This is a genomic window from Alicyclobacillus macrosporangiidus CPP55 (genome assembly GCF_000702485.1).
In the GTDB taxonomy this organism is placed as follows: Bacteria; Bacillota; Bacilli; order Alicyclobacillales; family Alicyclobacillaceae; genus Alicyclobacillus_H; species Alicyclobacillus_H macrosporangiidus_B.
On record NZ_JNIL01000001.1, the window covers coordinates 791,385 to 804,399 of the forward strand.

Sequence of the window (13,015 nt, forward strand, 5' to 3'; positions counted from 1 at the left end):
ATTCCTCACGCAGACGATCCAAAGAGCACATCTGGACCTCATCCACGCGGACCACCGCCATTGAGACGAGTGGCGCATGTGCGTCCCACCGTCTCTCGGGTACAGTATGGGTGTGAAGCGATGGAGGAGGGTTAGGTCGTGTGGGAGGAACGAATTCGCCATGCGAAGCTGCGGGAGCGGGTGGTGAGCGCCGACGAGGCAGCCGCCTGCATCCAGGACGGGATGACCGTTGGCATCAGCGGTTTCACACGGGCTGGGGACGCCAAGGTGGTCCCCTCAGCACTGGCCGAGAGAGTCAAGAAGACGGGCGAGAAGCTGCGCATCAACCTGTGGACTGGCGCCTCGGTGGCGGAAGAGGTGGACCGCACCCTGGTGGAAGCGGGTCTGGTGGCGCGCCGAATGCCGTTTCAGTCAGATAAACGCATGAGAGAGGCCATCAACCAAGGCGACGTGATGTATGTGGATCAACACCTGAGCCTGACGGTGGAGATGATCCGCGAGGGCCAATTGGGAAACCTGGACGTGGCCGTTCTCGAAGCCATCGCGATCACCGAGGATGGTTGGCTGATTCCCTCCACTTCCGTGGGCAACTCACCTACGTACGCCATGACGGCCGACCGGGTGATTGTCGAGTTGAACACCCATCACCCCCTCGATCTCGAGGGCATACACGACATCTACGTCCCCGGACCGCGGCCGCACCGGGATCCCATCCCGTTGATTGAGGTGAGCGATCGCATTGGCACCCCAGCCATTCCGGTGGACCCCGACAAAATCGCGGGCATCGTCATCACCGATCGGGATGACCACTTCTCCGATCTCGCCCCGCCGGACGGAGACACGGAGCGGATCGCCGGCCACCTTATTGAATTTCTCGAGCACGAGATCCGCTCCGGACGCTTGACGGAGACCCTGCGCCCGCTGCAGTCGGGCGTCGGCGCTGTCTCCAACGCCGTCCTGTACGGACTGCGCGAATCCCGCTTCCACGACCTGCAGATGTACTCGGAGGTCTTGCAGGACGCCGCGTTTGATCTCCTCGACACCGGGCGCCTGCGCTTCGCCTCCGGCTGCGCGATCACGCTCTCGCCCGGCCGCGCCCGCGACGTCTTGGCCCGCCTTGGCGACTACCGGGCGCACATCGTCCTTCGCCCACAGGAGATCTCCAACCACCCGGGCATTATCCGGCGGCTCGGCCTGATCGCGATGAACACAGCGCTGGAGGCCGACATCTACGGCAACGTCAACTCGACCCATGTGCTCGGCACGCACATGATGAACGGTATCGGCGGGTCCGGCGACTTCGCCCGCAATGCCTATCTGTCCATCTTCGTCACCAAGTCGACCGCCAAAGGCGGCCGCATCTCGAGCATCGTGCCGATGGTCTCCCACGTGGACCACACCGAGCACGACGTGCAGATTATCGTCACAGAACATGGGCTGGCCGACCTGCGCGGACTCGCCCCGCGCGAACGGGCCCGCGTCATCATCGAGCGGTGCGCTCACCCGGACTACCGGGACGCCCTGCGCGAGTACTACGAAGCCGCACTCCGCCTGGGCGGCCACACCCCGCACGTGCTGGAACAGGCGTTGTCGTGGCATGTGCGATTGCGGGATACCGGGTCGATGCACCCATAGGGCAAAGATCCCAGTCCCCCGCGGTATCCGATTCTTGCGGTTAAATCTCGAGATCGGGAGCGTCCTAACGACTTCCGGCCGTCTCGAAAGCAAGATTATCTTACTAACTCCTACATCCGAGCGGCCCAGGGCGGCGGTTTTATCAGAGAGTGCGGCTTAACCCCCCGCCTTGGCGCGGGAGTAGTGCGTCAAAACCGGGGATTTACCACGACATGGCTATCCCCATGTCTCAGCTTGACTTGATACGCGAACGTATGTTTCCTAGAATCATTTTGAAAAACTAGAATCATGCATGACCGAGGCGACGCGCCGATGTTTCAGCGCCCGATGACGCTTCTGGAGTTCCAAGCCAAATTCCCCACGGACGACGCATGCCGCAATCACCTGTTCTCCCTACGCTTTCCTGATGGATTCCGTTGCCCGCGGTGCGGGCATGACCGGTTCTACGTAATCCGGAGCCGACACCTGCTGCAGTGTCAGTCGTCCGCTTGCCGACATCAGACTTCCCTGACGGTCGGCACCATCTTCGAAAAGTCGCGCACCCCACTGCGCAAGTGGTTCTCGGCGATCTTCCTCGCATCCCACGACAAGCGGGGCATATCGGCGCTGACTCTTGCGCGCGAAATTGACGTCACCTACAAGACCGCTTGGGCGATGCTGCACAAGATCCGCCACGCCATGCGCACCCGCGAGCAATCCTACAAGCTCGGCGGCATCGTCGAGGTGGACGAGACGTACGTCGGCGGTCCTGGCGAGAACCCGAAACCAGGGCGTGGTACCAACAAGACGCCCACCCTCGTCGCACTGTCGCTGTCTCCCGACGGGAAGCCCGGCTACTTGCGCATGCAGGCCGTCGAGAATGTGAAGGGTGAGACCATCGCTGCCTTTCTGAATCAGCATGTCGAGAAGGAAGCTATCATCGTGAGCGACGGGTTTCCCTCCTATGCGCCCGTGGCTCAAGACCGGCCGGTGTTGGCGATGAAATTCGACCCTAAGAATAATCCGGACCATATGAAGTGGCTGCACCGCGCCGTGTCCAACGCCAAGACTTTTCTGCTGGGTACGTACCACGGGATCAAGGGCAAGCATCTGCAAGCCTATCTGAGTGAGTACACGTATCGGTATAACCGTCGCCATTTCCAGGGCGAATGGTTCAATCGCTTGCTACAGGCATCCATTTCTGCCAGTCCAATCACCGTTGCTGAACTGACGGGATAGCCATGTACCACGAAAACCTGGCTTAGCCTTTTTCCGCGCCTCGCAACCAGCGCAAGGCCAGGGAGGGTCGGGCCCGGTGCAGTGGCTGGTAGGGTCCACCGGGCCCGCCTTCGAACGAACTTTGCAAACGTGCAGGGCGCCCCATTTTCTCCATCCAAAACGGGTGAGCACCGCTCATCGGGCGCAAAAGGTGGGGCGCACCTTCACCGCCCCACCGATGCAACCGGCACCTCCACGGCCAAACCCGCCACCGGCGGCTGCCACAACACGTTGAGCGAGATGTTCCGCTTTGGATCGGCCTTCGCAAACACCAGTTCCCAGCCTTGGCCCGCCGGATCGGCTTGTATGCTCTGGCGCGGGACCTCCCGGAAGCCCTCCCCTTGGGTGACCGACACCGACTCCGACAGGGAGAAGTCGACCAGCCTCTGCCCCGCGGCTGACAGCGCGGAGGGCGGCGCGTCCGCCTTCACGTGCACCACTGTCTTATCGGGAAGGAACTGCACCCGATCCACTGACACCGGCAATCCGGCCGTGGATCCCGCGTCCGGCGTACCGGGGTTCAAGCGGATGGAGGCCCCGTTCCACCCGGTCGGTACCACCGTCAGCGTACGCGCGTCCGCAGGCAACTTGGCGGCCGCGATGACGATCCGGTACTTCGACCGCCCTGCCGGGTCCCGGCCCGCGTCCGTCCATCCGAGGATCTGAGCACCGAGGCGGCGGCCCTGGTCGTCCACGACGACCGTGCTGCGGATGCCGCCGACGTCGAACGCCATGCCCGCGTCCTGCTTTACGCCCGGCGGGGCCGTCACGGTAGCGAGGATCAACGTCTCGTCCGGCGCCGCGTCCACCTCGTCGACGGCGAACGTCACCCCGCCCGCCTCGCGGCGGACGTTCGGGTGCAGGACGCGCGTGGCCGCCGCCATCTTGGCGCGCGACACCGGGATGGAAAAGTCCCACGTCCCCGCCACATCCCCGATGTGCCGGACGTGCACGTGCAAAGTGAACTGTTCCGGCAGGGTCCAGAACGGCTGTTCGTTCTGCATCGGTTCGAACACCACTCCGGCGTATCGTCCGTCATCCGTCGGCCGAAACTCTCCGCCCGAGAAACCGCGGATGGGGCGGCCGTCGACGTCGATTTGGATGTCCTGATCCCGGATCACCGGCTTGGCCGGTGCGTCGGGGCCGAAGGATTCAACGAGATCGAATTCGAACCGCACCGGATCGGCGTACACGTTGCCGATGGTCAACGTGATCCCGTGGCTCGTCACGCTCTGGCCGACCTTCTGCCCGTAGCCCTGCAGGACCGGGATGCGCACGTCTGGCGGACTGACGGAGGTCCCGAGCAGATTAAAGTCCCGTCCCAAATGCAGAAGCTGAGGAGCTGCAAAGCCGCACGCCAGGATCACGCCAGCGGCCGCCAGCCCTCCGGCCGCCCAACGCCGCCGGTGGATGCTTCGCGGCAATCGCCGCGTGGCGCCTGCACCTTTCTGGATCCTTGACACGAAGCCCAAACGCTGAACCGCCTGTGCCCGACGCATCAGCGCCCGCTCGTCGAGGGTCAGCGCGTGCTGCCACACCCGCTCTCGGCTTTTCCGCAACCGTTCCTCCAAGCCTTCCATCCGTCATCCCTCCCTGTCCATCTGTTCCAACGCCTGTCGCAGCCGCTCCTTCGCCCGCCTGAGCCGGGTCTTGACCGTGTTGGACGAGACGCCCAACACCGCCGCCGTCTCCTCCACGCTCATGTCGTGGTAGTACCGCATCACCAACACCTCCCGGTACTTGACCGGCAACCGCATGACCTCCGCGAGCACCCCCGATTCGTCGAGGGCCGCGTAGTCATCCGGGCGGCCCGGCGCGTGACGGCTCAACCCTTCAGCATCCATCAGCACCCAGCGTCGCACCCGCCGGGCGCGCAGCATGCTCCGGGCTCGGTTGACGGTGCAAGTCGTCAGCCACGTGCGCACCGCTGCTGGAGGCTGATGCGGATCCAACCGGTTCACGGCCGTGATGAACACCTCCTGGACGCAGTCCTCCGCGCTCTGGATGCTCCCGAGGTACGACGCGGCCAGATGAATCAACCGGCTCTGGTGTTCCGCGACCAGCCGCTGCAGCCACGCCGTTCGGACGGCGTCCGCCTCATCCGATGTCGCCGCAGGCGGCCAGCCGCAGGCCCGTTCGGGCCAATTCACCGTATCCGTAGGGCGGTCACCTCCTGGTTTGAACATGGACACCTTACATACGCGCGGGAGGAGGGTGAAGGGTTCAACGGACGGACGGCTCTGAAGTTCGAGGAGGTGCAGGGCCACATTTGCCCGATGCAGAAATGGCAGGAGAAACGCCCGGCTCGGGGCTACAGGAGAATGCCACGAGCCGGGAGACGAAAAGAGAAGAGGGATTGGCCCAGTGGGGGCGCCCAGCGTAAAGGCGTCCCGACACCTGGATGCCGAGAGTCAGACAGGAGACGAGGGGACATCTCCCAGAAAATGGACCCCTACGGGACGAGCACCAATCGGTTGACCTCGCCGCGATCCAGGCGATCGAATCCCTCGTTCACCTCGTCCAGCCGAATGTGCCCGGAGAGCAGTTTGTTCACGGGCAGCCGCCCCCGCTTGTACAGTTCGATGAAGCGCGGGATGTCTCGCACCGGTACGCAGCTCCCCACATACGAGCCTTTGAGCGTCCGCTCCTCCGCCGTCAGTACCACCGGCGGCAGTGACATCCGGTGATCCGGGTGCGGCAGGCCGGTCGTCACCGTGGTCCCGCCCCGGCGCGTGATCTGGAAGGCGGTCTCCAACGCCGGCACCGAGCCCGCCGTTTCGATGGCGAACTCCACGCCCCCTCCGGTCGCCGCCCGGATCTGATCGATCACGCTCGGGTCCCGCGCATCAAACGTATCCGTCGCCCCCAGTGCCTCCGCCTGCTGCAGTTTGGCCGGGTTGACGTCGACGGCGACGATCCGCCGGGCACCCGCCGCCAACGCCCCCAGGAGGGCGCTGAGCCCCACGCCGCCCAGCCCGACGATGGCCACGGAGCTGCCTGCGGGCACATGGGCGGTGTTGACAACCGCGCCGACGCCGGTCATCACCGCGCATCCAAAGACCGCCAGTTCATCGAAGGGGACGTCCGGATCGACCCGGACGAGCGAGTGCTGGGAGACGACGGCGTATTCTGCGAACCCGGATACACCCAGGTGATGGTGGATATCGGCCCCGTCCTCTTGGTGCAGGCGACGGCCCCCGCCCAGAAGCGTACCGGCCGTGTTCGCCGCGGCGCCCGTCTCACACAGATTTGGCCGGCCCTCCTGGCACGGAACGCAGTAGCCGCAAGTAGGGACGAAGGAGCAGACCACGTGATCGCCCGGCTGGACATTCACGACCCCCGGTCCCACCGCGACCACCTCTCCCGCCGCCTCGTGACCCAACACCATCGGCACGGGCCGCGGACGGCTGCCGTTGATCACGGACAGGTCGGAGTGGCACAGGCCGGCGGCGCGGATGCGGATCAACACCTCGCCAAATTGAGGTTCATCCAAGTAAACGGTGCGGATCTCCAACGGCCGGCTCTCCGCATACGGGGCCGGCTTGCCCATGGCGGTCAACACGGCAGCGCGCGTTTGCACAAATAACGCCTCCCTGTCTTCGGGTGTCAGGCGAACCCGTCGGGTTCCACCTGCAGGTGCTGCGCCAACTGGTCCCGGATGTCCGGCGGGATCGGCTGCGGACGGCGCTCCTTTAGCGAATAGTAGACATAGGTGCACATCCCGCGGGCCCGCAGGACGCCGTCCTGGTATAGGGCCTCGCCGATGTCGAAGCTGGTATTGCCGATTCGGCGGATCCAAGTGTGCACCTCGACATCGCTCCCGTAAAACGTCTCTTTCACATAATCGATAGACATGTGGACAATCACGAGATTCCAATCCTTGAATGATAACTCCGGCATGAACAAGCGAAAGATCTCTTCCCGCCCGGCCTCAAACCAGATGGGGACGGTGGTGTTGTTGATGTGGCCCACCCCGTCTGTCTCCGACACGCGGGGCCGAATCCGGGTGACAAACATCCCATCACGCTCCTGCACATAGGGCGGTGACCGAACGGACAGCCAAACCACACGCTCGTCCCACCGGCCCTGAGCCCTGCCACTGGCTCGATTCTATCACGAATCCATTCACTTCATCCCAGCGGTTTGAGGGGCGGTCCCCATCTGCCGCCTAAAGACGTGACGCAACGAAGAGACGCTGTACAGCACCAAGGCCGTCCAGATGAGCGCGAACGCCAACAGGTCCGTCTCCGTGAACGTCTCGTGATAGACGAACACCCCGAGCAACAGTGTGATGGTGGGCGACAGGTATTGGACAAATCCCAGCGTGGTCATGTTCAGCGCTTTGGCCGCCATGCCGAACCACAACAACGGCAGCGCCGTAGCGACCCCGGAGAACAGCAACAAGATCAGGTGCGGGAGAGGCAGGTACCACGCGCCGTCCGTACCCCGCACATGCGTCACGGCCAAGTACAGAAGGGACAACGGAAGAACCAGGGTGGTCTCCCACGTCAAGGTCTCCATTGCCTCCACGGATACCTTCTTTTTGGTCAGCCCGTACAGGCCAAAGGAGATCGCCAGGCCGATGGCGATCCATGGGAACCGGCCGTACGCCCACACCGACACGGCCACCCCGGCCGTCGCGACGGCGAGCGCCCCCCACTGCCAAGCGTTCAGCCGCTCCCGCAAGAACACGATCCCGAGCAATACGTTCACCAGCGGATTGATGTAATACCCGAGGCTCGCCTCCACCATGTGGCCCGAGTTGACCGCGTAGATGTAGGTCAACCAGTTGATGGTGATGAGCATCGCCCCGATGGTCATCCAGGCCAGATACCGCGGGTTTTGGGCGACCCGTAGGCCGTCCCGCAGCCGGCCGGTCACGTACAGAAGCCCCCACACGAACAGGGCCGACCACAGCACCCGGTGTGCGAGCACCTCCGTCGCTGGCAGGTCCGCGAACTGCTTCCAGTACACAGGGAGCAGCCCCCAGCCACCATAGGCCAGCACCGCGTAGACGATGCCCTTTTTGTTCACCCTCGACCCTCCTTTTTCTCGCACATCCCGTGCAAGCCTATCGAGAATGGTGACGTTCTCATCATACCCCCGCCCGTTCGAATTGCAATACCCTGGAAATCCAGCCCGGTGTTGAAAACTGAGCGTGCAACGGGGATCATGTCGGTATGGAACCGAATGAGGAGGAGTACCGTGTTTCGACGCATCGGGAAGCTGTGGCGTCTCTGGGAGATCTACTCCCTGGTCCAGTCCTTCACCCCCGCCGGCTATGCCGCGGACAAGGCGTGGAACTATATCCTGGACCGCCTGCGGGCCCGGGACTGGGCCTTTCTCATCTTCTCCGGAGTGTTGGCCTTCGCCTGGGGATTGGAGGGTATCAACTGGGGCGTTCAATTGGTCCTCTTCATGCTGCGCGGCTTGGGGGTCTCCCACACCGTGTGGCCCCAGGGCCCTGTGTTGTCCGCCCTGGGCCACCCCACGGTGGATCGCGTGGTATGGTGGCTCGTCGCCGGCCTCCTTTTGGGGGTGTCAATCCTGCGTTGGTTTCTCGCGTTCATGCGCCACCTGTGGGCTTCCCGCCCGCACGGGGTGTTCATCGGAGCATGGCACAAAACTGCCACAGGAGGCGACGTCTTCGTGCACCAGAGCGGGCCGGACGCGCTGCGCACCAGGCAAGGCGGGCGGGCCGTTCCGGCGCAGGTTCTCCCTGCCGGATGGCTGTCGTTGCTCCTCGCTTGGGTCGCAGAGATCCTCATCTTCACGTGATCCGGCACGGACGCCGGGACCGGCTTATGCGGGCCCCGCCGCGCCGGCCGGATCGCCCAGGGACTCGAGGACGTCCGACAGGGAAAATTCTGCAGCCGCGATGGCCTCATCGGCCACGCCATAATACATGCGGATCCGGTCGCCCTCCAACAGTGCCCCGCATGAGAACACCACGCCGCCGAAAAAGCCGTTCATCTCGTAGGCGGTCTCGGGTGCGAGGATGGGTTCCTTGGAGCGGGCGATCACGCGGCCGGGATCGTCCAGATCCAGCAGCGCCGCTCCCATGGCATATCGGTTGTCCGCATCCACGCCGTGGTACAACACCAACCATCCCTTTTCGGTCCGGATGGGCACCGCACCCCCGCCGATGCGCTGGCCGTCCCACATCCCCGGCCGGCGGCCGAACAGATACCGGTGATTCCCCCAATGCCGCAGATCCGGCGAGTCGGCGATCCAGATGTCGAGCGCGCCCATCCCCCTCGGCGCAGGCCGGTGCAAGGCGAAGTAACGTCCCTCGACGGCCTCCGGGAACAACACCACATCCTTGTTCTCCGGGGGGAAGATCAATCCCATGCGTTCAACCTTTTGGAAATCGCGGGTCACTGCCAGACCCACGGCCACCCCGTAACCGGACACCGCGGTATACGTGATGTAATAGGCGTCGCCGATCTTCGCCACTCGCGGGTCCTCCACCCCGAAGGCCTCATACGGGGTCTCCGGCTGTATGAGCGGCTTTTCATCCACGGTGAAGTGGCGGCCGTCCCGGCTTCGCGCCACTCGCAGGTGGGACATCGACGTCAGCCACACCGTCTCCAGGGTGTCGGCACGCCGGACCGCACGAGGATCGCTGAAATCGTACGCCGTGTCCGACCGGTCAAACTTCTGTACTTTCGTCTGTCCAGAGGCGGGATCGTACACGGGTACGCCCACGGTTTCGGACGTGGCCGCTGCCTGTTCTGCGACGCGAAGCAGGAGGATCACCTCGTCCCCGTAACGCGCCACGCCGGCATTGAATGCCCCGATGACCTTCAGGTCCGGCCGAGATGGCGGTACATCCTTTGGAGTGAGCAGAGGATTCTCGGGAAAGCGAATGGCCTGCACCTTTATCCCTCCGTGCCAACCGTCCGCGACGGTTGATTTGAATCCTGATCCTAATGTGTCCCATCCGCTTTGGCAATCCTCGGACCAGTTCGTCCATGTTTGTCCTTTCAACTTGACAAGGGAACGCCAAAGGTCTATGTTTCATACGGGACAAACCGAAAGGGTTACGAGACCTCTCGGTGACACGGCAGACATCCTGTGAGGGAGTAGCTGCCGCGGCTCAGCACCGCGGATGATGTGCGCCGTCAGTACGGTGAATGCGGGTCTGGCACCAGCTTCACCCGGCGCCTTCCATGGCACCCATCCGAAATCAGGGACCATGAGCGAGACTTACAGTCCATGCGGAGGAAATGGGAGAGAACCGCCTCATTCCCCGCTGCGGACTGGGTCTCGCTTTTTGCTTTTATGATGCGCCTGCCGGCTGTCCTCGTTCGCATTCTGGAGGTGTCCTCATTGGATTGGATTTTGCTCGTCGCCAACGTCGCGCTGGTCAACATCATCCTGTCCGGAGACAATGCGCTCGCCATCTCCATGGCAGCGAGCCGGTTACCGGAAGCCATGCGGAAGCGGGCGATCACGCTGGGCAGCACCATCGCCATCCTGCTCTTGATCCTCTTCACCGCAGCCGGCACGTTCATTATCCGGCTTCCGGTGCTCAAGACCATCGCCGGGGTGATGCTGTGGTGGATCGCCGTCCGGCTGGTCCTGGAGCACATACGTCCTGCCACCGAAGAGGCCGCGACCGTATCCGCCCAGCCCACCCAACTCTGGAAAGCCATCGGCGCGATTGTCGTCGCGGACCTCGGCATGGAGTTGGACAACGCGATGGCCATGCTCGGCGCGGCCAACGGCCGGTTGAGCGTCCTGTTGGTCGGGTTTCTCTTCACTATCCCGTTTCTCATCTTCGGAAGCCGGTTCATCTCCAAGGTGTTCGATCGACTCCCGTGGATTGTGTACCTGGCGGCGGCTTATATCACCTGGATCGCCGGCCGCATGGCCGCGGACGACCCAATCTTTCTCCGCGCCCCCTGGCATCCGTACATGCACAGGGTGGCGCCGGTGGCGTTCGTCGCCGTCTTTGTGGTCACCACCCTCCTGCTCATCCTGTCGTTCCGGCATCGCGGCGTTGCGCCGGACGCCCGAGCCGCGACCGCAGCCGCGGCCGACACGCAAGGGACCACCCGTTCGTAAGAGGGCACGCTGCATAAGGCCGGCCTCCACGTGCATCCTATCGGATATCCGCAGGAGGGGGGCATGGATGTGCAACGGGATCGAACGGATCGGCGAGAGACGGAGCGCCATCCAGTCGCGCGCACGGAAGAAAATGAGCTGCACGACCTGATCTCGTCTCTCGATGAACACCAGCGGCGGCAGGTGCGTGCGTATATCGAACGGTTGAAGCTCGGCCAAGCCCGGTACAGCGGGCCCCAGAACGGTCTGTACACCGGTGAGTTTCCGGATCGCATCGGGGGTTTTGTGCAGGACCCATGACACATGCATGCTCCCTGCAGGACCGGCGTCAGGATAGAGTGAACGGAAACACCCAGGTCCCCGTGACCTCCCCCACCCGATGGACGATAAGTTCGTAGCGGTGCCCCGGTTGCAGCGGCGCGGTCATGACCTTCATCTCCACAATCCGTCCACGCATGTCAGTTCCGGCGGACAGCATCGGATACCGTTCACCGCTGTCCAGGCAGACCACCTCCGGCCGATCATCGGCCTTCACCGACGATGTTCTCCCGGAGGGCGCCGACCGTTCACCGGACAGACGAAACTCCGCGCTGCCCTGGGTGAGGAGGATGGTGTCGAGCCGCAGGGTCACCCCTCCATCCGACGCGCTCCGGTTCACCGTGACGGTGCGCTCCGAACCCGCCGGGTTTTGCATCCAACTGAGCACCCAATGACCTGACCGGTGCTTTTCCTGTGACCCGTCCGCCGTCTGCCATTCCATCTCGTCGATATGCAACGCCAGACGCAGTCCCAGGGCCAACTTCCACGCGGGCACGCCATCGAATGTCAACTCCCCCGCTCCGGTCTCCGTGTCCCAGTGGCCGCTCGAAAACCGGTACACGTGGCCGAACTGATCCGTGATGGCGACCCTGGATAAGTCGGGATTCCACCAGCCACCATCGGAGACGGCGCCGTCGATCCGCATGAACAACACGATCCTGGCGCTGTCCGCGTACGCCCCCGACACGTGCACGGTCAGGCCGTTGTCCGTCGCCGACACATCCAGCGTCTGGATGCCTCCCTCGTGGGCGAGGCGCGCCAAACCTCGATCCTGGGGCAGAATCAACCACTGCGCACCGGGAACGCCCTCGACGGCGGCGTAGACGGTCTCCGCCCAATTGGGGGCGTAATACAGTGCCGCCCGCGCTCCCATCACGACCGCGGCGCACCCGGCCAGACCGAGGGCGCTTCGCCGGAACCATCGGATCGCACGCGGCCACCCTCCCGGCTGCCCGTCCGTCGATGAACGTACCGCCTTCCGCACCATATCCGGCACGTCCGCCGCCACCGGGGGTGCGGTTTCGGCAAAGTAGCGCCGCAGGGCCTCTTCCAGCTCTGCGATTCGTGCGTCGACCGGCTGTCTATCTTCCGTCATCCGCCTCATCCTCCGTCCGTCTCGCCGCATTCCCATCTCCGGGCACCGCGATGCCCTCCGGCCAACTCGTCCGCCTCACGCAGCCGCCGCAACGCACGGCTCAGGCGCGCCTTCACCGTCCCTTCGCGCATCCCCGTGATGGCCGCGATTTGCTGCACCGTGAGATCCTCGCCGTATCGCATGGCCAACAACTGTCGATCCCGCTCCGGAAGCGCGGCCAGAAGCTCTCCGATCCACATGCGATCCAGCGCACGCTCCTGCGGGATACCCTCCGCGGCCGCATCGGCATCCACATCCCAACGGAGGTCAGTTGGCCTGGTTCGGCGCCGCTCATTCAAGAACAACCGCCACAAGATCCGGAGCATCCACGCCTCCGGAGAGGCCCGGATACGGTGGCGCGTTTGCCATGTGCGGGTCAGCGCCTCCTGCACCAGGTCCTCCGCCCGCTGCACGTCGCCCGTCCATCGGGCCGCCAGCCGCAGCGCCCGCGGCACGACCGCCTCCGCGAAGCGGGTAAACCCATTCACATCCTGAAGTTCTTCCGGCCATGTGTCTGTCTTGGGACCATCCACAAACTCTGCCTCCTTGCACCCCTCACCTGAATGACACACGAGTCCGCAAAAACGTTGCAGGCCGCCG

At 63.9% G+C, this 13,015-nt stretch carries 13 protein-coding genes; 5 read left to right on the plus strand and 8 right to left on the minus strand.

The genetic code is table 11. The features are described from left to right. The first annotated feature begins 138 nt into the window (after positions 1-138). Entirely contained in the window at positions 139-1,635 is a 1,497-nt protein-coding gene (locus N687_RS0104200; RefSeq protein ID WP_029420665.1) for an acetyl-CoA hydrolase/transferase family protein, read from the plus strand. Positions 1,636-1,947: 312 nt separating this feature from the next. Beyond that, positions 1,948-2,853: an IS1595 family transposase gene (locus tag N687_RS0104205; protein WP_029420666.1), complete on the plus strand. Its 906-nt coding sequence runs from the start codon at positions 1,948-1,950 to the stop codon at positions 2,851-2,853. A 203-nt stretch (positions 2,854-3,056) separates the two neighbouring features. On the opposite strand, the gene N687_RS0104210 is transcribed toward N687_RS0104205, so the two are convergent. The 5 genes from N687_RS0104210 to rarD all read right to left on the minus strand — a co-directional run bounded on the left by N687_RS0104210 (position 3,057) and on the right by rarD (position 7,926). Continuing rightward, complete coding sequence (locus N687_RS0104210) at positions 3,057-4,472, minus strand: DUF4179 domain-containing protein (protein WP_029420667.1); 1,416 nt, start codon at positions 4,470-4,472, stop codon at positions 3,057-3,059. Positions 4,473-4,475: 3 nt separating this feature from the next. Then, complete coding sequence (locus tag N687_RS0104215; protein ID WP_029420668.1) at positions 4,476-5,078, minus strand: RNA polymerase sigma factor; 603 nt, start codon at positions 5,076-5,078, stop codon at positions 4,476-4,478. A 266-nt stretch (positions 5,079-5,344) separates the two neighbouring features. Continuing rightward, positions 5,345-6,472, minus strand: coding sequence for a zinc-dependent alcohol dehydrogenase family protein (locus N687_RS0104220; RefSeq protein WP_029420669.1), 1,128 nt, complete (start codon positions 6,470-6,472; stop codon positions 5,345-5,347). 26 nt (positions 6,473-6,498) lie between these two features. Next, positions 6,499-6,909 carry an acyl-CoA thioesterase gene (locus N687_RS0104225; protein WP_029420670.1) on the minus strand — a complete coding sequence of 137 codons (411 nt, stop codon included), beginning with the start codon at positions 6,907-6,909 and terminating at the stop codon, positions 6,499-6,501. Between the two features lie 108 nt (positions 6,910-7,017). Further along, positions 7,018-7,926 (minus strand): EamA family transporter RarD, encoded by a 909-nt coding sequence (gene rarD / locus N687_RS0104230; protein ID WP_029420671.1) that lies wholly within the window; start codon positions 7,924-7,926, stop codon positions 7,018-7,020. Between the two features lie 171 nt (positions 7,927-8,097). On the opposite strand from rarD, the gene N687_RS0104235 reads away from it, so the two are divergent. Beyond that, on the plus strand, positions 8,098-8,670 hold the full coding sequence (locus N687_RS0104235; protein WP_029420672.1) for a hypothetical protein: 573 nt from the start codon (positions 8,098-8,100) through the stop codon (positions 8,668-8,670). Between the two features lie 24 nt (positions 8,671-8,694). Here N687_RS0104235 and N687_RS0104240 read toward each other — a convergent pair whose 3' ends face one another. After that, positions 8,695-9,771 (minus strand): glycoside hydrolase family 130 protein, encoded by a 1,077-nt coding sequence (locus N687_RS0104240; protein WP_029420673.1) that lies wholly within the window; start codon positions 9,769-9,771, stop codon positions 8,695-8,697. A gap of 453 nt (positions 9,772-10,224) precedes the next feature. Here N687_RS0104240 and N687_RS0104245 point away from each other — a divergent pair, with 453 nt between their 5' ends. Both N687_RS0104245 and N687_RS0104250 read left to right on the plus strand, forming a co-directional pair. Further along, entirely contained in the window at positions 10,225-10,962 is a 738-nt protein-coding gene (locus N687_RS0104245; RefSeq protein WP_051662933.1) for a YjbE family putative metal transport protein, read from the plus strand. A 63-nt stretch (positions 10,963-11,025) separates the two neighbouring features. Further along, the gene (locus N687_RS0104250; RefSeq protein WP_029420675.1) at positions 11,026-11,262 is read left to right on the plus strand and encodes a hypothetical protein; all 237 of its coding nucleotides are present in this window, start codon (positions 11,026-11,028) and stop codon (positions 11,260-11,262) included. A 28-nt stretch (positions 11,263-11,290) separates the two neighbouring features. On the opposite strand, the gene N687_RS0104255 is transcribed toward N687_RS0104250, so the two are convergent. Together N687_RS0104255 and N687_RS0104260 are read right to left on the minus strand one after the other, a co-directional pair. Next, the gene (locus tag N687_RS0104255; RefSeq protein ID WP_029420676.1) at positions 11,291-12,376 is read right to left on the minus strand and encodes a DUF4179 domain-containing protein; all 1,086 of its coding nucleotides are present in this window, start codon (positions 12,374-12,376) and stop codon (positions 11,291-11,293) included. 5 nt (positions 12,377-12,381) lie between these two features. After that, on the minus strand, positions 12,382-12,948 hold the full coding sequence (locus N687_RS0104260) for an RNA polymerase sigma factor (RefSeq protein WP_051662934.1): 567 nt from the start codon (positions 12,946-12,948) through the stop codon (positions 12,382-12,384). Positions 12,949-13,015: the final 67 nt, after the last annotated feature.

What these genes read in the sequence shown, in the direction of transcription:
- N687_RS0104205 (WP_029420666.1), top strand. Translation starts at nt 1,948, where the DNA reads ATGTTTCAGCGCCCGATGACGCTTCTGGAGTTCCAAGCCAAATTCCCC.
- N687_RS0104210 (WP_029420667.1), bottom strand. Translation starts at nt 4,472, where the DNA reads ATGGAAGGCTTGGAGGAACGGTTGCGGAAAAGCCGAGAGCGGGTGTGG.
- N687_RS0104215 (WP_029420668.1), bottom strand. Translation starts at nt 5,078, where the DNA reads ATGTTCAAACCAGGAGGTGACCGCCCTACGGATACGGTGAATTGGCCC.
- N687_RS0104225 (WP_029420670.1), bottom strand. Translation starts at nt 6,909, where the DNA reads ATGTTTGTCACCCGGATTCGGCCCCGCGTGTCGGAGACAGACGGGGTG.
- N687_RS0104250 (WP_029420675.1), top strand. Translation starts at nt 11,026, where the DNA reads ATGGATGTGCAACGGGATCGAACGGATCGGCGAGAGACGGAGCGCCAT.
- N687_RS0104255 (WP_029420676.1), bottom strand. Translation starts at nt 12,376, where the DNA reads ATGACGGAAGATAGACAGCCGGTCGACGCACGAATCGCAGAGCTGGAA.